Source organism: Saccharothrix stipae (assembly GCF_054781895.1).
On record NZ_BAAGTN010000022.1, the window covers coordinates 13,283 to 30,698 of the forward strand.

Genomic DNA, 17,416 nt, shown 5'->3' on the forward strand with positions numbered 1-17,416 from the left:
ACGACCCTGCTGCGGAGCGCGGCGTTCCTGCGGTTGTGGACCGGGACGACCGCGTCCGGGTTGGCCACCTGGGCGTTGCCGTTCGTGCTCGCGTTCGCGGTGCTGGAGCGGTCGATGACCGCGGTCGAGCTGGGAGTCGTGCTGGCCGCCCGGACGGTCGGGTTCCTGGTCGCGGTGCCGATCGCCGGTGTGCTGGCCGACCGGCACCCCCGGCGGCGGGTCGTGCTGTGGGCCGGTCTGGTCGCGGGCCTCGCCACGCCGCTGATCGCGGTCGGGTTGGGGCGGTCGGTCGTGCTGATGGCCGTGGCGGCGGCCGCGGTCGGGGCGGGGCAGGGCGCGTGCCGGCCGGCGTTCCAGGCGCTCACGGCGGAGGTCGTGGCCGAGGACCGGCGGCGGCGGGCCAACGCGGCGATGACCTTGGCGGTGCGGGTCACCACGTTGGTGGCGCCGAGCCTGACCGCGTTGCTGGCGCTGGTCGTGGACACGCCGACGCTGATCGTCGGGACGGCGGTGCTGTGGTTGGGCGCCGCGGTGATCCCGCCCGCGGGTGGGGTCGTCGTCCCGGTGGCCCGTCGGCGGTTCGTGGCCGAGTTCGTCGAGGGCATCCGTGAGGCCCGGCGGCACCCGTGGTTCGTGGCCGGGTTAGGCGCATTGACCGCGGTGATCGCCACGGGCTACTCCGCGACGGGTGTCGTGCTGCCGCTGGTGAGCCGCGACCGCTACGGCACGGGGGCGGTGCTCGCCGCCGCCATGACCGCGTACACGGTGGGCGCGCTGGGTGGCGCGGTCATCGCCGCACGGCGGGGTTCCGGGGCGCAGGGCTGGACCGCGCTGGCGGGGTTGGCGTGCTACGGGTTCGTGCCGTTGACCTTGCTGCTGCCCGTGCACGCGGTGTTCGTGATCGCCGCGTACGTGGTGGCGGGCGCGGGGATCGAGCTGTTCAACGTGCCCTGGTTCACGGCCACCCAACGGGAGGTGGAGCCGTCGGTGCTGGCGCGGGTGTCGTCCCTGGACTTCCTGCTGTCCTACGGCCTGGCGCCGGTCGGCCTGGCCCTGATCGCGCCGGCGATCGACGGGTTCGGCGCGGGCACCGTCCTCGCGGTGTGCGCGGTGGTCTGCTTCGCCGCACCGGCCGCCGCCGCGCTCGTGCCGTCCGCACGCGACTTCCGCTGACCGGCCCGCGCCCCGACTTCCGCCGGGTCAGCCGTCACACGACTTCCGCCGACCCGGCGCTCACGACTTCCTCGGACCCGGCCCGCGCCCACATTCCGCCGGCTCAGCGCAACTGGTCGCGCAACGTACGGGCGACGTGTGCCATCAGCGCCTCCGCCCCGGGCTGCACGACTGCGGGCACGCGGGACTCGGTGAGCGCGGCGACGGCGAACGCCTGGCCGTCGGCGTGCTCCACCACCCCGACCTCGTGCCGGAGGTTGAGCAGCGTGCCGGTCTTGGACGACCAGCGGGACGCGTCCGAGCTGAAGTCGGGCGCGAGCCGGTGGCGCAGCGCGTTGTCCCCCATCAGTTCCCGGACCCGCGCGGCGACCGCGGGCCGGATCGTCGTCGGTCGCCACAGGCCCTGGAGCAGGTCCACGAACGCGCGGGCGGAACCGGCGTTCGCACGGCTGATGTCCAGCTGGGTCACCGGGTGCCCACGTCCCTCGGTGGCCGCCGCGATGGCCAGCGAGTGGGCGAGGTGGCCCTCCGCCGGGGTGAACCGCTCGGCGGGCGTGTCGACGAGGTCGCGCATGAGGTGGCGCACCGCGATGCCGGCGCAGCCGAGCCGGCGCAGCTCGGCGGCGACGGCCGCGGGCGGGGTCAGCGCGAACAGGGCGTCCGCGGCCGTGCTGTCGCTGATCGCGACGCTCAGGTAGAGCAGGTCGTCCACGGCGATCGTGGCCGGGTGGCGGAACTTGGGCAGCCCGATCGGACCCGGCGCGGCGACCCGGTCGGGCGGCACGACGACCGGGGTCGAGGCGTCGAGTTCACCGCGCTCGACGCGTTCCAGGGTGGCGACCGCGAGCGGCACCTTCACCAGCGACGCGACCGGGTACTCCAGGTCCGCGTCGATGCCGAGCTCGTCACCGGTGTCCAGGTCGCGCACGAGGAACGAGCCGCGCAGACCGGCGTCGTCCAGCGCGGCCCGCGCGTCACGCAGGACCTTGGTCGTGCCCGTCACGAACCGTCACCGCCCAGGCATCGGCCGATCGCGGCGGGCGGGAGGTCGCGGATCCGGTCGGCGTCCTCGCGCAGCCCGGCCGTGACGTCGTAGCCGCGGGCCAGGTCCAGCTCGCCGATCGGCCGCCAGTGCAGGCCGAGCTCCTCGGCCTGGCGCGGTGAGCAGAGCAGGAGGTCGGTCGAGCCGAGCACCTCGGCCGCGGCGGCGACCAGCGAGGCCGCCACGACCACCTGGGCCGGTTGCAGGCCGACGGCGTCACGCAGCCGGGTGACGCGGTCGCGGACGTGCGGCACGTCGTCCTCCGGCTGGATCCGGATCCGTCGTCGGCGGGCGTCGCGGTCGGCCCGGCCCGCGCGCAGGGTCTCCACGTAGACCGCGGCGCCGGTGCCCGGGTCGGCGTGACCGGCCAGGCCCAACGGCACCCGCCACGCGCCCTCGTCCGGCGGCACGGCGACCAGCGCGGCCCGCACGTCCAGGGCCCGGGCCAGCTCGACCCGGTCGACCGGCCCGGCCGGGCGCGGGTCGAGGTCGAGGTCGTGGCGGCGGGCGTCGGAGACGAGCCGGGCCAGTGGGCGAGGCGCGCAGATCTCGGGCACGGCCAGCCGGAACGGGCGCAGCTTGGCGCGCTCGGCGTCGTGCTCCATCGCCTCGGCGAGCTCGACCAGCCGCCGCGCCGACGCCAGCACCTCCCGGCCGAACGGCGTCAGCGCCACGCTGCGGGACGTACGGGTGAACAGCCGGGCCCCGAAGTGCTTCTCCAGCGCCGCGATGCGCCTGCTCGCCACGGACTGCGGTATCCGCGCGGCGGCGGCGCCGACGGTGAAGCTGCCGTGCCCGCTGACGGCCACGAACGCCTTGCACGCCTCGACCACGTCCACCGGCCCGACTATGCCAGATCGGCATCGATGGGCGCGTTCGTGTCTTGGACAGCATCCGCGGTCGCCTGTGAAGCTCTCTTCCGTGACACCGCCGTACCGAACCACCAGCCGTCGCGCGTTCCTGGGCGCGGTCGCGCTCCTCCCGCTGGCGGCCTGCGCCCAAGAGCCGGAGGCGGCGCCCGCGCCGTCGTCCGAACCGGTCGTCACGACCACTCCTCCCGTCACCACCACGCCTCCCGTCGTGTCGCACGATCACCTGATCGAGTTGGAACGGAAGTTCGACGCACGACTGGGCGTGTACGCGGTGGCCACCGGCACCGGTGCCACCATCGCGCACCGGGCGGACGAGCGGTTCGCGTTCTGCTCGACGTTCAAGGGGTTGGCGGCCGCGGCGGTGCTGCACCGCAACCCGCTGTCCCACTTGGACACCGTCGTGCGGTACACCGAGAATGACCTGATGGCGAGCTCGGCCATCACGAGGCAGCACGTGGCGACCGGTATGACGATCCGGCAGGTGTGCGACGCGGCGGTCCGCCACAGCGACGGCACGGCCGGCAACCTGCTGCTGCGCGAGCTCGGCGGCCCGGCCGGGCTGACCGCGTACGCGCGCGACCTCGGCGACACCGTCACGCGGTCGGACCGGGTCGAGCCGGACCTCACCACCGCCGTGCCCGACGACCTCCGCGACACGACCTCGCCCCGCGCCATCGGCGCCGACTACCGGCAGATCGTGCTCGGCGACGCCCTGGCGCCCGAGAAGCGCGCCTTCCTGCGCGACCTGCTCGAACGCAACGCGACCAAGGCGGGCGCCCTCCGCGTCCGGGCCGGCGTGCCGCGGGGGTGGACCGTGGCCGACAAGACCGGTACCGGCGACTACGGCACGGTCAACGACATCGCCGTCGTGTGGCCCCCGGACGCCGCGCCGCTGGTGCTCTCGATCATGTCCAGCAAGGCCGCCGCGGACGCGAAGTACGACCAGGCGCTGCTCGCCGAGGCGGCCGCGTACGTCGTGGAGACCCTGGCCTGATGCGACGCACCGTGATCGGCGTGCTGGTCGCGCTGCTGCTGGCCGTCGCCTCGGCCGGGGCGCTGGGCGCGACGGGCCGGCTGGTCCTCGTCCACCACCCCGTCACCGGCCGACCGGTGGCGATCGTCGAGGAGGTCCCGGGTCCGGAGACCGGGCCGCCCTGTCCGCTGGACGGCCGGTACGTCGACGAGCAGCCGGACGGCCTGCGCCCGGACGTGCTGGCCGCGTGGCAACGGCTCGACGCCGCCGCGGGCGGGCAGGGGGTCGGGCTGTGCCTGAACGACGGCAAGCGCAGCACCGGCCAGCAGCGGCGGGAGTTCGAGGACGCGGTGCGGCGGTTCGGCACCGAGGAGCTGGCCGCGCGATACGTCCTGCCGCCGGACAAGTCGATGCACGTCAAGGGCATCGCGGTGGACGTGCAACCGCTGGAGTCGGCGGCCTGGGTGCAGCGGCACGGACCCGCGCTGGGCTGGTGCCGCCGCTACCTGAACGAGGAGTGGCACTTCGAGTACGACCCGGGCTACGCCACCGCGGGCTGCCCGGTGATGCTGCCCAGCGCCAACGGCGGCTGAGCGCCGAGGCCCACGGGACCGTCGCCTGGAGCACCGCGAGGCACACCCGGAGGGATGGCGGTTGTTTGTCGACCGGCGCGGGTGGCACCCGTACTGCACCTGAACGGCGGGGAGAACACCCGGCGGAGGAGGCGATGATGACCCAGGGTGGTTGGGCTTACGACGGCGAGCCCGTCACGCTGTCACCCGATACCGTGACGCTGGTCCACGGGACGTCGTTCTGCGTGTGCGGCAGCGACGGCAACGTGGACGGCGCCGCCGCTCAGGGCGTGTTCTTCCAGGACACCAGGATCGTCTCCGGCTGGGCGTTGCGGGTGGACGGCGGAGGCGTCGAGCACATCACCACGATCACCCGCGACCCGTTCCGGATGACGTTCGTCGGCCGCGGGCGGTCCCGGGCGCACGGCGCCGAGAGCACCCTGCTCGTGCGGCGCGAGCGGTACGTCGGCACGGGCATGCGCGAGGACATCACGCTGCGCAACTTCGGCCGGGACACCGTCGAGCACGTCGTCACCGTCCACGTCGAGGCCGACTTCGCCGACCTGTTCGAGGTCAAGGAGGGCCGGGTCCGCGAACGCGGCGCGCCCGACTCCGACGTCCAGCCGGACGAGTTGCGCCTGACCCGGCGGCTGGACGGGCGCAGCCGCGGCGTGCAGGTGCGGGCGGACGGCGCCGACTACTCGCCGGCCGCGCTCACCTTTCGGGCCGTCATCCCGCCGAAGGGCGAGTGGTCGACGCGCGTGACGGTGCAACCGGTGGTGGACGGCCAGGCGACCGAGCCGATGTTCCCGCGCGAGCAGCCGATCGACGAGTCCGTGCCGATGCTGCGCGCCCGGCGGTGGCGCGAGGCCGTGCCCGTCCTGAGGTACTCGGGCAAGCCGTCGCTGGCCGCGACGCTGCAACGCAGCAGGCAGGACCTGGGCGCGCTGCGGATCTTCGACCCGGATCGCCCCTCGGACACCGCGGTCGCCGCCGGCGCGCCGTGGTTCATGACGCTGTTCGGCCGCGACTCGATCCTGGCCTCGCTGATGTCGCTGCCCATCGACCCCACCCTGGCGCTCGGCACGGCGCGGACCCTGGCCCACCACCAGGGCACGCGGGTGGAGCCCGACAGCGAGGAGGAGCCGGGCCGCATCCTGCACGAGATGCGGTTCGGCGCGGACGCGTCGCTGGCGTTGGGCGGCCGCAACGTCTACTACGGCACCGCGGACGCCACCCCGTTGTTCGTGATGCTGCTGGGCGAGCTGTCGCGGTGGGGCATCGACCGGGACCAGGTCGAGACGCTGCTCCCGCACGTGGACCGCGCGCTGGAGTGGATCGAGCACTACGGCGACCGGGACGGCGACGGGTTCGTGGAGTACCAGCGCGCGACCGAGCGCGGACTGGCCAACCAGGGGTGGAAGGACTCCTGGGACGGGGTGAACTTCGCCGACGGCCGGATCGCGCGCGGTCCGATCGCGCTGTGCGAGGTCCAGGGGTACGTCTACAACGCCTACCTGTCACGGGCCTGCATGTGCGAGGACTTCGAAGACCTGGCGGGGGCACGGCGCTGGCGCGACCGCGCGGCGGAGTTCAAGGCGCGGTTCAACGAGCGATTCTGGCTGCCCGAACGGGGTTACTACGCGATCGCCCTGGACGGCGACAAGCAGCCGGTGGACGCGCTGTCCTCCAACATCGGCCACTGCCTGTGGAGCGGGATCGTCGACGACGACAAGGCCGAGCAGGTGGCGGAGGCGTTGCTCTCCCCCGAGATGTTCACCGGGTGGGGCGTGCGGACCCTCGCGGCCGGGATGGGCGCGTACAACCCGATGAGCTACCACAACGGATCGGTGTGGCCGCACGACAACGCCCTCATCGCGCACGGGCTCATGCGGTACGGCTTCGTGGAGTACGCGCAGCGGGTGGCGTCCGCGGTGATGGACGCGGCCGAGGCGTTCGGCGGCAGGCTGCCCGAGCTGCTGTGCGGCTTCGACCGGGCCGAGTACCCGGAACCGATCCCCTACCCGACGTCGTGCTCGCCCCAGGCCTGGGCGTCGGCGACCCCCGTGCACCTGCTGCGCGTGTTGCTGCGGGTGGAGCCGTACGCGCCGCGGCGCAAGGTGTGGCTGGCCCCCGTGCTGCCGGAGTCGTTCCAGCCGCTCGCGCTCGACGGCATACCGATGCTGGGCACGCGGGTCGACCTGGAGGTCAACGGCGACGACGTGCGGCTGACCGGCCTGCCCGACGACGTCGAGCTGGTCCGGGAGCCGGTGGGCGTGCACCCCGGGTTGGAGAGGGGGCGGAACCGGTGACCCCGTTGCGCGTCGCGATGATCGCCCCGCCCTGGTTCGAGCTGCCCCCGTCGGCCTACGGCGGCATCGAGTCGATGTGCGCCGAGCTGGTCGACCGGTTGGTCGCCCGCGGCAACCACGTCGTCCTGGTCGGCGTCGGCCGCAACGGCACGGCCGCCGAGTTCCGGTCCACCGCGGACCGACCGCAGCCGGACCGGCTGGGCCAGAGCGTGCCGGACGTGGTGCACGCCGCCGCGCTGCCCGCCATCCTGGCCGACCTGGACGTGGACGTGGTGCACGACCACAGCTTCGCCGGACCGCTGCTGGCCCGCGGCCGTCCGACGCCCACCGTGGTCACCGCCCACCTGCCCGTGACCGGTGACCAGGGCCGCTACTACCGGCGTCTGAACGGCAGCGTGCACCTCGTGGCCATCTCCGACGCGCAGCGGCGGCAGGCGCCGGACCTGGACTGGGCGGGCACCGTGCACAACGCGATCGCGGTCGACCGAGTGCCGTTCCGGCGGGACAAGGAGGACTTCGCGCTGTTCCTCGGCCGGGCCGCGCCGTGCAAGGGGATCCCCGAGGCGATCGCCGCCGCGGCCGGGGCGGGCATCCCCCTGCGCATCGCGGCCAAGTGCCGCCAGCCCGACGAGCAGGAGTACTTCGACCGCGAGGTCAAGCCGCTGCTCGGGGCGGGCGTCGAGTGGCTCGGCGAGGTCGACCGCGAGGAGAAGCTGGCGCTGCTGACCGCCGCCCGGTGCCTGCTGTTCCCCATCCGCTGGGACGAGCCGTTCGGGATGGTGATGGTCGAGGCGATGGCGTGCGGCACCCCGGTGGTCGCCACCCGCCGCGGCTCCGTCCCGGAGGTGGTCGCGCACGGGGAGACCGGCTTCGTGTGCGACGACCACGAGTCGCTGGTCGCCGCGTTGCGCCGGGTCGACGAGCTGTCACCCGACCGGTGCCGCGCCGAGGTGGTCCGGCGGTTCGACGTCGACCTGATGGCCGCCCGGTACGAGGACGTCTACTGCGAGGCCGTCGGCGGGCGTCGGCACGTGGCCGCGAACCCACCCGCGGCGCGGGCCGGCACGGGTGTGCGACGCGGGCTCGTCCCGGAAACGGCAACAGGAGTCGTCGACCTCGACACCTGAGGCGCAACCTGGCGTCATGACCGAGAACAACGCGGCGGCGGTGACCCGGGTCGGGCCGCCGCCCCGCCACCACCTGGCCCTCATGATCTGGCTGGCCGTCTTCCCCACCCTGACCGTGCTGCAACTGCTGCTCGGCGACCTGCTGGACGGCGCGCCGACCGTCGTGCGGACCCTGGTCCTGGCAACGGTCGCGGTGCCGATCGTCATCTACGGGCTCATGCCGCCGTTGCAACGACTCCGCGCGCACCTGCTCGCACGGCGGTCGTAAGGGCTGCCGGCACCCGCGACGAGCGGTGCGCCGGCGGTGGCCGGGCCGCGTCCGGCCCGGCCACCGATCGGTCACAGCAGCGAGACCGCCTTGTCCAGGGCCGGGTCACGACCGGCGGACAGGTCGGCCGCCGTCGTCGGGACGTGGTGGTCCGGCGCGACGCCGATGGTGTTCACGACCTCCTTGTTCGCGGCGACCTCGTGCAGCTTGGGCAGCATCAGGCCGGTGCCGTTGTCCAGCAGGTACCCCTGCCCCGGGCCGGACACGGCGCCCGCGGTGCGCGTGCCGACCAGCGTGCCGAGCTTGAGGTCCTTGACCGCGCTGGAGAACGAGTCGCAGGCCGACGCGCAGCGGCGGTCGGTGAGCGCGACGAACGGCACGTTCAGCAGTTCGACCGAGTCGTCGGTGCGGTTGGGCGTGCAGCGGTCCTTGACGTCGCACCAGTAGCTGGTGATCTCGCCGTGCGCGAGCGCGCCGAGCAGCTTGGCGACCGCCTCCGGGCTGCCACCGCCGTTGCCCCGCAGGTCCAGGACCACGCCGCGCAGCGCGGTGCCCGCACGCAGCTTGGCGATCGCGGCGAGCACCTCGTCGGCCAACGGCGGCGCGAAGCCCGGCAGCGTGACGTGGGCGACGTCCCCGTCCACGAGCCGGGACTGGACGCCCGGCCGCGGCGACGAGAACCGGGCGGCGGTCGCGGTGGCGGTGAACGTCTCGCCGGTGACCGGGCGGCGCGCGGTGAGCCGCACCGTCGAGCCGACCTGGCCGTCGGTGAGCCAGGACAGCACGGCCGTGTTGAGGATCCCGTTCACGAACACCGGCACGTCGTTGATCGCCACGACCTCGTCACCCAGCTTGAGGCCGGCGGCCTCGGCCGGTCCGCCCGCCGCGATCCGGTTGACGTGGGCGGGCTCGGCGGCCACCGGGTCGATGTCGCCGGGGCCCACCGTCACCGAGAGGTCGAACCCGTAGAGGTTCGGCACGAACGTCGACAACCACCGGGCGTGGTTGTCGCCCAGCGCGTCCACCATGGACCGGATGGCCGCCGCGGCGATGGCCGCCCGGGTGTCGTCGTCCGGCATGGCGTCGGCGATCCGCCGGTAGACCTTGCCGAACGCGGACCAGTCGGCGTCCTTGCGGCCGGTGAGCGCGGGCAGGGTGGCGTCGGACCGGTCGAGGCCGCGGCGTTGCAGCTCCTGCGTGATCGCGGCGAACGCGGGCACGAGCAGCGTGCGGCTGTCGAGCACCGGGCCGCTGTAGTAGTTGTCGAAGATGCAGTAGTACGCCTGGCCGACCGTGGTGAGCGTGGCCGGCTTCGGCGTCGGCGGCGGCTGTTCGGGAGTGGGCCGGGCGCAGGCGGGAGGCCGTTCGGCGCCGGCCGACGAGGTGCCGACCCCCAGGCCGACGAGCGCGGCGGTCACGGCGAGCAGCGCCGTCGCGGTGGCGAGCGGACGCCATCTGATTCTCACGAGAAATCCCCTTGGTGTAGCCGGTTCTGGCGAGGCGAGTTCTACGCGAGGAGGAGTTTCGGGAGGGTTTCACCGCCGACGAGACCTCGGCGAAACCGGGGGCCGCCGATACTGGTGCGCATGCGCGTGCTGGTGGTCGAGGACGACGAGGAAATGGCGCTGACGGTCGCGACGGGACTGCGCCGGGCGCACATGGCCGTCGACGTCGCGTTCGACGGCACCGACGGGCTGGAACGCGCGCTGTGCACGGATTACGACGTGATCGTGCTGGACCGCGACCTGCCCGGGACGCACGGCGACGACGTGTGCGCGGCGCTGATCGCGGCCGGCTGCCGGGGTCGGGTCCTGATGCTGACCGCGGCGGCCACGACCGACGACCTGGTCGACGGGCTCGGCCTCGGCGCGGACGACTACCTGCCCAAGCCGTTCGACTTCCGGGCGCTCGTGGCGCGGATCGGTGCGCTGGCACGGCGGGCGCACCCGGCCGTGCCGCCGGTGCTGCGCCACGGCGACCTGGTGGTCGACACCGCGCGCCGCCGGGTCGCGCGCGGTGACCGGCCGCTGGACCTCGCGCCGAAGGAGTTCGGCGTGCTGGAGGTGCTGCTGGCCGCGGCGGGCCGCGCGGTGTCGGCGGAGGAGTTGCTGGAACGGGTGTGGGACGAGGCGACCGACCCGTTCACCAACGCGGTGAAGATCACCGTCAGCCGGCTGCGCGCCAAGCTCGGCGACCCGCCGGTGGTGGAGACCGTGGCCCGCAGCGGGTACCGGATCTGATGGGCACGCGCACCCGGCTCGCCGCGCGCCTCCGGCCGCGCCGGACCGTGCGGCTGCGACTGACCCTGCTCTACGGCGGGCTCTTCCTGCTCTGCGGCGCGGCGCTGCTGACCGCCACCTTCTTCCTGGTGCGGCACGCGGTGACGCCGATGGACGACGTGACGCTGTTCCGGTACCCCGGCACGGCGGCGGAGCCCCCTCCACCGCGCGGCCCGCGCCTGCCACCGCCCGACAGCACGACCGGGCGGATCGTCGCGGAGGCCGAGCAGGCGCTTCAGCAGCAGCGGCGCGACGTGCTGCGCCAACTGCTGCTCCAGTCCGTGGTCGCGCTCGGCATGACGATGGTGGTCGCGCTCGCGCTGGGCTGGTGGGTGGCGGGCCGCGTGCTGCGCAGGCTGCGCACGATCACCGCCGCGGCACGGCAGATCTCGGCGACCAACCTGCACCGGCGCCTGGCCCTGACCGGGCCGGACGACGAGCTGAAGGAGCTGGGCGACACGTTCGACGAGCTGCTGGGCCGGTTGGAGGCGTCGTTCGAGGCGCAGCGCCGGTTCGTCGCGAACGCCTCGCACGAGCTGCGCACGCCGTTGGCCCGCCAGCGCGCGATCGGGCAGGTGGCGCTGGACGACCCGGACGCGACCGCGGCGGCCCTGCGCGCGGCGCACGAACGGGTGCTCGCGGCGGGCGCGCAGCAGGAACGGCTGATCGAGGCCATGCTCACGCTGGCCCGCGGTCAGGCCGGCCTCGACGTGCGCCACCCGTTCGACCTCGGCGAGGTGGTCACCGAGGTGGTCGAGGTCCGCCGCCCGCCGGAGGTGGAGCTGCGGGCGTCGGTCGAGCCGAGCGTGGTGTCCGGGCACCGGGCGCTGGCCGAGCGCCTGGTGGTGAACCTGGTGGACAACGCGATCCGGCACAACGTGCCCGGCGGGTGGGTCGAGGTGTCGTGCGACCGCGGTGTGCTGACCGTGGTCAACACCGGTCCGGTCGTGCCGGCCGACGAGGTGCGGCGCCTCTTCCAGCCGTTCCACCGGCCGCGGCCGGCCCGGACGGGGCCGGGACTGGGGTTGGGGCTGTCGATCGTGCACGCCATCGCGACCGCGCACGACGCGGTCGTCGACGTGACGCCGAGACCGGACGGCGGCCTGGCCGTCACGGTCGCGTTCACCGGGACGGCGTGAGGCCGGCCGACCCGACCACCGGGTGCCCCGGAACCCGGCCCCTCCACAGTGGACGGGCCGCCGGAGGTCAGTCGTCGATCCAGTTGTACTTGCGCGCCATCCCGACCAGGTTCCTGCGCACGTTGAGGATCTGCTCGGCCGTCATGCCCGGAGCCGCGGCCAACAGCGTCTCGGTGACCTCCTGCAGGTACCGCTTGGTCGACACGACCTCGCAGAAGACGTCGCTGCCGTTGGGCTCGTCGCCCGAGTGGTAGGCCGACGTCCGCGCGGGCGCTTCCCGCACCAGGCTCACCCGGGAGGCCTTGGGGCCGCGGTCGCCCATCTCCACCAGGAACTCGACCAGCGCACCGGGCGCCATCAGCCGCTTGTCGAAGTCGATGTCGTTGACGTGGATGAACACGTCCTCGCCACCCTCGTCCGGCGACACGAACCCGTACCCGCGGACCTCGTCGAACCGGACGACCTTGCCCTTGACCACCACCGCAACCCCTTACCAGCAGCACGCGCCGCGACACGCGACGACATCACCACGATCCTATCCCGTCCGCCACCCGGGCCGCGGCGGCGCGCAACCCGTCAGCCGGTCTTGCGGCCGACGCCCGCGAACGTGGACATCCGCTTCGGGTCCTCGTCCTCGTCGCCGGCGTCCGGGCGCCACTCGGTCAGGTAGACCACGCCGGGGTCGAGCAGCTCCACGCAGGCGAACAGGTCGGCGATCCGGGCACGGGTGCGCGTCGCGAAGTCGGTCACCCGGCTCCGGAACTGCTCGGTCGCCTCCTCCGCCTTGTCCGCGTCGCCTTCCAGGCCGGCGTGCGAGAAGGCGACGTAGCTGCCCGGCACCACCGCGTCCAGGTACGCGCGGATGATCTCGGCGGGCCGGTCGGTGTCCGGCACGGAGTGCAGCACCGCGAACATCAGCACGCCGACCGGGCGGGTGAAGTCCAGCATCCGCCGCGTCTCGGGGAGTCGCCCTCGTCGAGGATGGCCCGGCTGTGCGCGACCGCGACCGGGTCGACGTCCACGTAGACGATCCGGCAGTCGGGGTTCGCAGCCCACGCGACCTCGTGCACGTTGCCGACCGTGGGGATGCCCGACCCGAGGTCGAGGAACCGGGTGACGCCCTGGTCGACCAGGTGGCGCACGGCCCGGCGCAGGAACGCCCGGTAGGCCCGCAGGATCCGCGGCAGGTCCGGCATGACGGCGGTGATGTGCTCCGCCGCCCGGGCCCGGGACGGGGTGACACCCACCCCCGAACGAACGTCAAATCTTCACAAGCCACCCGGCTAGGTGGAGAATCCTTGGCTAACACTCGCCGTCGCGGAGGAGTCCCCATGCCCGGATCACGGTCGTTCGCGCTCGTCCTGGCCGCCGCGGTGTTCGCCGCGGTGCCCACCGCCGACCTGGCGACACCCGCGTCGGCGCAGGCGGACGGCACGCTCGCCCGGGACCTCGCGGCGCTCATCACCGGTCCGAGCCTCGACGGCGCGGACGTGGGGCTGGTGGTCCGCCACGCCGAGACCGGAGCCGTGGTGTTCGCCAGGGACGGCGACCGGCGCGGCCAACCGGCGTCCAACGGCAAGCTCCTCAGCTCCGCCGCGGCGCTGGAGGTCCTGGGTCCCGACCACCGGTTCCGCACGACCGTGTCGGCGGCGGGCCGGGTGCGCGCCGGGGTGCTGGCAGGTGACCTGCACCTGCGGGGCACCGGCGACCCGACCGTGCTCGCCGCCGACTACGACGCGCTGGCCGCCCGGGTCGCGGGCAGCGGCATCCGGGTGGTCCGCGGCAGGCTGGTCGCCGACGACACCTGGTTCGACTCCGTGCGGCTGGGCACCGGGTGGGCCTGGGACGACGAGCCGTACTACTACAACGCCCAGATCTCGGCGCTGACCGTCTCGCCGGACACCGACTACGACGCCGGCACGGTCATCGTGCGGGTCGCCCCCGGCGCGCCGGGCGAGCCCGCGACGGTCACCACCGAGCCACCGACGAGCTACGTCACGATCGCCAACACCGCCGTCACCGGACCGCCCGGCTCGGCGTCGAGCGTGTCCGTCGAACGGCGGCACGGCGCCAACGTGATCGACGTGCGGGGCGCGGTGCCCGCCGGTGGCGCCGTCGAGACCGAGTGGAGCACGGTCTGGGAGCCGACCGGGCTGGTCACCTCGCTGTTCCACGACGCGCTCACCCGGCACGGGGTCCACGTGCTCGGCGGCACGGCCGCGGGCGCGACCCCGGCGGACGCCCGGGTTCTCGCCGAGCACCTGTCGATGCCGCTGTCGGGGCTGATGGCGCCGTTCCTCAAGCTCAGCAACAACATGCACGCCGAGATCCTGGTGAAGACCGCCGGCCGGGCCGTCTTCGACGAGGGCAGCTGGAGCGCGGGCCTGCGGGCGATGTCGGCGACGCTCGGCGGGTTGGGCGTCGACCCGGCGGCGCTGTCGTTGCGGGACGGTTCGGGCCTGTCCAGGATGGACCAGGTGGCGCCGGACCAGCTGGCCGCGCTGCTGCTCGCGGCCAAGCGCAAGCCCTGGTTCCGGACCTGGTACGAGGCGTTGCCGGTGGCCGGCGTCGGCGACCGGGCCGTCGGCGGCACGCTGCGCAACCGGATGCGCGGCACGCCGGCCGAGGGCAACGTCCGGGCCAAGACCGGCACCCTGACCGGCGTCAGCGCCCTGTCCGGTTACGTGACCACCGCCGACGGCACACCGCTGGTGTTCGCCATGATCAGCAACAACACGCTCACGTCCGCGAAGCCGGTCGAGGACGCCGTCGCCGTGCGGTTGGCGGGCCACCGCGACGGGCAGACCGCGCCCCCGGTCAGGATCACCGTGGAGCCGGCCACCGACCAGCGCGCCGAGGTGGAGTGCAGCTGGACCAGGTCCTGCTGACCCCCGGCCGGGCCTCGGGGTCGAACCGGGGGTGATCCCGGGGGTCTACCGGATCATGGGAGCGGCGCGAGGCGGAAGGCTCTGCGGCATGACGAGAACCTTCCGCCGCGCCGCGGTCGCGGCACTGGCGAGCACCGCGCTGATCGGCCTCGCCGCGGCGGTGCCGCAGACCGCCGGCGCGCAACCCGGGCCGGTGCCGCCGCAGCCCGCCGCCGCGCGGTCCGAGCCGGTGCCCGCGTTCGACTTCGCCGACTGCCCCGCGATCCCCGCCGGGGCCGACCCCGCGCAGTGGCGCTGCGAGGTGCTGGTGTCCAGTGGCTCCATCAGGTTCGGCAACCTCGGCGAGCAGGGCACCGGCGCGATGCGGCTCACGTTCGCCGAGGGGCAGCTGGACGGGAAGTTCGCGCAGGTCTTCGGCGCGCTGCGGGCCGAGCCGACCCGCGTGCCGGGCGGCCTGCTCGGCGTGCCCGGGCGCAACCCGCTGCTGCGCACGGACCTGCGCATCGAGTACGCCGGGTTCGCCGACTTCCTCTCCGACGGCGACCGGATGGGCGTGCAGCACCTGAAGCTCCGCGTGCTCAACGACCTGCTGCCGGGCACCTGCACGATCGGCGACGACGCGGACCCGCTCGTGTTCCGGCCCATCCGGACCAGCGGACCCGACCGGATCTCCGCCAACCCGCCGGTGCTCAGGTTCACCATCGAGGACAACGCGTTCGCCGTGCCCGCCACGCACGGTTGCGGCGGCCTGGGCCGGTTGGTGGACAAGCGGTTCGGCCTGCCCTCCCCCGCCGGCGCGAACTCGATGGAGCTCACCACGCTGGTGGGGTTGAAGAGCTACACCGAGCTCTGACGGCCGCCTCGCGGCCTCGACCGACCCCGCCGGCCGGTCGAGGCCGGGCACCGACCCCGATGCACCTGACCGGGGGATCCGAGCCGGTCCACGAGCCCGCGGCGGATCCGCCGCGCCGAGTTCGACTAGGTTTCCTGCCATGAACGAGACCCCGGACATCAAGCCGCGCAGTCGCGACGTCACCGACGGCCTGGAGAGCACCGCCGCGCGCGGGATGCTGCGGGCGGTCGGGATGGGTGACGACGACTGGGTCAAGCCCCAGATCGGTGTCGCCTCGTCGTGGAACGAGATCACGCCGTGCAACCTGCCGCTGGACCGGCTCGCGAAGGCGAGCAAGGACGGCGTGCACGCGGCCGGCGGTTACCCGCTGGAGTTCGGCACGATCTCGGTGTCCGACGGCATCTCGATGGGCCACGAGGGCATGCACTTCTCCCTGGTGTCGCGCGAGGTGATCGCGGACAGCGTGGAGACGGTCATGCAGGCCGAGCGGCTGGACGGGTCCGTGCTGCTCGCGGGCTGCGACAAGTCGCTGCCCGGCATGCTGATGGCCGCCGCCCGGCTCGACCTGGCCAGCGTGTTCCTCTACGCGGGCTCGATCTTGCCCGGTCGGGTGACGTTGACCGACGGCAGCGAGCGCGAGGTGACCATCATCGACGCGTTCGAGGCGGTCGGCGCGTGCTCCCGCGGCCTGATGAGCCGCGAGGACGTCGCCCTCATCGAACGGGCCATCTGCCCCGGTGAGGGCGCGTGCGGCGGCATGTACACGGCGAACACGATGGCGAGCGCGGCGGAGGCGCTGGGCATGTCGCTGCCCGGCAGCGCGGCGCCGCCCGCCACGGACCGGCGGCGCGACGGGTTCGCCCGCAAGTCCGGTCAGGCCGTGGTCAAGATGCTGCGCCGGGGCATCACCGCGCGGCAGATCATGACGCGTGAGGCGTTCGAGAACGCGATCGCCGTGGTGATGGCGTTCGGCGGCTCCACCAACGCGGTGCTGCACCTGCTGGCCATCGCGCACGAGGCCGAGGTCGAGCTGAGCCTGGACGACTTCACCCGGATCGGCGCGAGGGTGCCGCACCTGGCCGACGTCAAGCCGTTCGGCAGGCACGTGATGACCGACGTCGACCGCATCGGCGGCGTGCCCGTGGTGATGAAGGCGCTGCTGGACGCGGGGCTGCTGCACGGCGACTGCCTGACCGTCACCGGCCGCACCGTCGCGGAGAACCTGGCCGACATCGCGCCGCCCGACCCCGACGGCACCGTGCTGCGGGCGATGAGCGAGCCAATCCACCGCACCGGCGGCATCACCATCCTGCGCGGGTCGCTCGCGCCCGAAGGCGCCGTGGTGAAGTCCGCCGGGTTCGACTCGGACGTGTTCACCGGCACCGCCCGCGTGTTCGACCGCGAGCGCGCGGCGATGGACGCGCTGGAGGCGGGCACGATCACCGCGGGCGACGTGGTCGTCATCCGCTACGAGGGCCCCAAGGGCGGGCCAGGCATGCGGGAGATGCTCGCCGTCACCGCGGCGATCAAGGGCGCGGGGCTGGGCAAGGACGTGCTGCTGCTCACCGACGGCCGGTTCTCCGGCGGCACGACCGGCTTGTGCGTCGGCCACGTCGCGCCGGAGGCGGTGGACGGCGGGCCGATCGCGTTCGTCCGCGACGGTGACCCGATCACGCTCGACGTCGCCAACGGCACGCTGGACCTCGGCGTGGACCCGGCCGAACTGGCCGCCCGCCGCGAGGGCTGGGCGCCGCTGCCCGCCCGGTACCAGCGGGGCGTGCTGGCGAAGTACGCCAAGCTCGTCGGCTCGGCCTCCGGCGGCGCGGTCTGCGGGTAGGCGGACGTGCGGTGCCCGGCCCCGGACGGGGTCGGGCACCGCATCCGTGTCACGGCGTCCGGCTCACGGCGTCTGTCCCAC

The 17,416-nt window shown here is 73.9% G+C and carries 15 protein-coding genes and 1 pseudogene; 11 read left to right on the forward strand and 5 right to left on the reverse strand.

The genetic code is table 11. The features are described 5' to 3' along the window. Window positions 1–6 precede the first annotated feature (6 nt). Window positions 7–1,173, forward strand: a complete 1,167-nt coding sequence (locus tag ACYVLT_RS35065; protein ID WP_461124637.1) for an MFS transporter — start codon at window positions 7–9, stop codon at window positions 1,171–1,173. A gap of 103 nt (window positions 1,174–1,276) precedes the next feature. On the opposite strand, the gene ACYVLT_RS35070 is transcribed toward ACYVLT_RS35065, so the two are convergent. Both ACYVLT_RS35070 and ACYVLT_RS35075 read right to left on the reverse strand, forming a co-directional pair. After that, complete coding sequence (locus ACYVLT_RS35070) at window positions 1,277–2,176, reverse strand: serine hydrolase (RefSeq protein ID WP_461124461.1); 900 nt, start codon at window positions 2,174–2,176, stop codon at window positions 1,277–1,279. Further along, window positions 2,173–3,054 (reverse strand): LysR family transcriptional regulator, encoded by an 882-nt coding sequence (locus tag ACYVLT_RS35075; RefSeq protein ID WP_461124462.1) that lies wholly within the window; start codon window positions 3,052–3,054, stop codon window positions 2,173–2,175. Before ACYVLT_RS35075 ends, ACYVLT_RS35070 begins: the two co-directional genes overlap by 4 nt. A gap of 82 nt (window positions 3,055–3,136) precedes the next feature. On the opposite strand from ACYVLT_RS35075, the gene bla reads away from it, so the two are divergent. The 5 genes from bla (at window position 3,137) to ACYVLT_RS35100 (ending at window position 8,339) form a co-directional block, all read left to right on the forward strand. After that, window positions 3,137–4,081: a class A beta-lactamase gene (bla, locus tag ACYVLT_RS35080; protein WP_461124463.1), complete on the forward strand. Its 945-nt coding sequence runs from the start codon at window positions 3,137–3,139 to the stop codon at window positions 4,079–4,081. Next, window positions 4,081–4,653, forward strand: a complete 573-nt coding sequence (locus ACYVLT_RS35085) for a D-alanyl-D-alanine carboxypeptidase family protein (RefSeq protein WP_461124464.1) — start codon at window positions 4,081–4,083, stop codon at window positions 4,651–4,653. Before bla ends, ACYVLT_RS35085 begins: the two co-directional genes overlap by 1 nt. Window positions 4,654–4,790: 137 nt before the next feature. Beyond that, on the forward strand, window positions 4,791–6,944 hold the full coding sequence (locus ACYVLT_RS35090) for an amylo-alpha-1,6-glucosidase (RefSeq protein ID WP_461124465.1): 2,154 nt from the start codon (window positions 4,791–4,793) through the stop codon (window positions 6,942–6,944). After that, entirely contained in the window at window positions 6,941–8,071 is a 1,131-nt protein-coding gene (locus ACYVLT_RS35095; protein ID WP_461124466.1) for a glycosyltransferase family 4 protein, read from the forward strand. Before ACYVLT_RS35090 ends, ACYVLT_RS35095 begins: the two co-directional genes overlap by 4 nt. Window positions 8,072–8,087: 16 nt before the next feature. Further along, on the forward strand, window positions 8,088–8,339 hold the full coding sequence (locus ACYVLT_RS35100) for a hypothetical protein (RefSeq protein ID WP_360460807.1): 252 nt from the start codon (window positions 8,088–8,090) through the stop codon (window positions 8,337–8,339). Window positions 8,340–8,410: 71 nt separating this feature from the next. Here the strand turns inward: ACYVLT_RS35100 and ACYVLT_RS35105 are convergent, their stop codons facing one another. Further along, window positions 8,411–9,805 (reverse strand): S41 family peptidase, encoded by a 1,395-nt coding sequence (locus ACYVLT_RS35105; RefSeq protein WP_461124467.1) that lies wholly within the window; start codon window positions 9,803–9,805, stop codon window positions 8,411–8,413. Between the two features lie 120 nt (window positions 9,806–9,925). On the opposite strand from ACYVLT_RS35105, the gene ACYVLT_RS35110 reads away from it, so the two are divergent. After that, window positions 9,926–10,579: a response regulator transcription factor gene (locus ACYVLT_RS35110; protein WP_360460818.1), complete on the forward strand. Its 654-nt coding sequence runs from the start codon at window positions 9,926–9,928 to the stop codon at window positions 10,577–10,579. Next, window positions 10,579–11,757 (forward strand): sensor histidine kinase, encoded by a 1,179-nt coding sequence (locus tag ACYVLT_RS35115; protein ID WP_461124468.1) that lies wholly within the window; start codon window positions 10,579–10,581, stop codon window positions 11,755–11,757. Before ACYVLT_RS35110 ends, ACYVLT_RS35115 begins: the two co-directional genes overlap by 1 nt. Before the next feature lie 67 nt (window positions 11,758–11,824). Here ACYVLT_RS35115 and ACYVLT_RS35120 read toward each other — a convergent pair whose 3' ends face one another. Both ACYVLT_RS35120 and ACYVLT_RS35125 read right to left on the reverse strand, forming a co-directional pair. Then, entirely contained in the window at window positions 11,825–12,238 is a 414-nt protein-coding gene (locus ACYVLT_RS35120) for a cold-shock protein (protein ID WP_461124469.1), read from the reverse strand. A gap of 95 nt (window positions 12,239–12,333) precedes the next feature. Continuing rightward, window positions 12,334–12,953, reverse strand: a pseudogene (locus tag ACYVLT_RS35125) (SAM-dependent methyltransferase). A 135-nt stretch (window positions 12,954–13,088) separates the two neighbouring features. Between ACYVLT_RS35125 and dacB the strand changes: the two are divergent. The 3 genes from dacB to ilvD all read left to right on the forward strand — a co-directional run bounded on the left by dacB (window position 13,089) and on the right by ilvD (window position 17,335). After that, window positions 13,089–14,645: a D-alanyl-D-alanine carboxypeptidase/D-alanyl-D-alanine endopeptidase gene (gene dacB / locus ACYVLT_RS35130; RefSeq protein WP_461124470.1), complete on the forward strand. Its 1,557-nt coding sequence runs from the start codon at window positions 13,089–13,091 to the stop codon at window positions 14,643–14,645. A gap of 88 nt (window positions 14,646–14,733) precedes the next feature. After that, window positions 14,734–15,498: a hypothetical protein gene (locus ACYVLT_RS35135; protein WP_461124471.1), complete on the forward strand. Its 765-nt coding sequence runs from the start codon at window positions 14,734–14,736 to the stop codon at window positions 15,496–15,498. A 139-nt stretch (window positions 15,499–15,637) separates the two neighbouring features. Then, a complete protein-coding gene (gene ilvD / locus ACYVLT_RS35140; RefSeq protein WP_461124472.1) occupies window positions 15,638–17,335 on the forward strand; it encodes a dihydroxy-acid dehydratase in 1,698 nt (565 codons plus the stop codon). Window positions 17,336–17,416 lie beyond the last annotated feature (81 nt).

Coding starts and splice junctions, on each gene's coding strand:
- ACYVLT_RS35100 (WP_360460807.1), top strand. CDS start 8,088: ATGACCGAGAACAACGCGGCGGCGGTGACCCGGGTCGGGCCGCCGCCC.
- ilvD (WP_461124472.1), top strand. CDS start 15,638: ATGAACGAGACCCCGGACATCAAGCCGCGCAGTCGCGACGTCACCGAC.
- dacB (WP_461124470.1), top strand. CDS start 13,089: ATGCCCGGATCACGGTCGTTCGCGCTCGTCCTGGCCGCCGCGGTGTTC.
- ACYVLT_RS35115 (WP_461124468.1), top strand. CDS start 10,579: ATGGGCACGCGCACCCGGCTCGCCGCGCGCCTCCGGCCGCGCCGGACC.
- ACYVLT_RS35135 (WP_461124471.1), top strand. CDS start 14,734: ATGACGAGAACCTTCCGCCGCGCCGCGGTCGCGGCACTGGCGAGCACC.
- ACYVLT_RS35090 (WP_461124465.1), top strand. CDS start 4,791: ATGACCCAGGGTGGTTGGGCTTACGACGGCGAGCCCGTCACGCTGTCA.
- ACYVLT_RS35085 (WP_461124464.1), top strand. CDS start 4,081: ATGCGACGCACCGTGATCGGCGTGCTGGTCGCGCTGCTGCTGGCCGTC.
- ACYVLT_RS35110 (WP_360460818.1), top strand. CDS start 9,926: ATGCGCGTGCTGGTGGTCGAGGACGACGAGGAAATGGCGCTGACGGTC.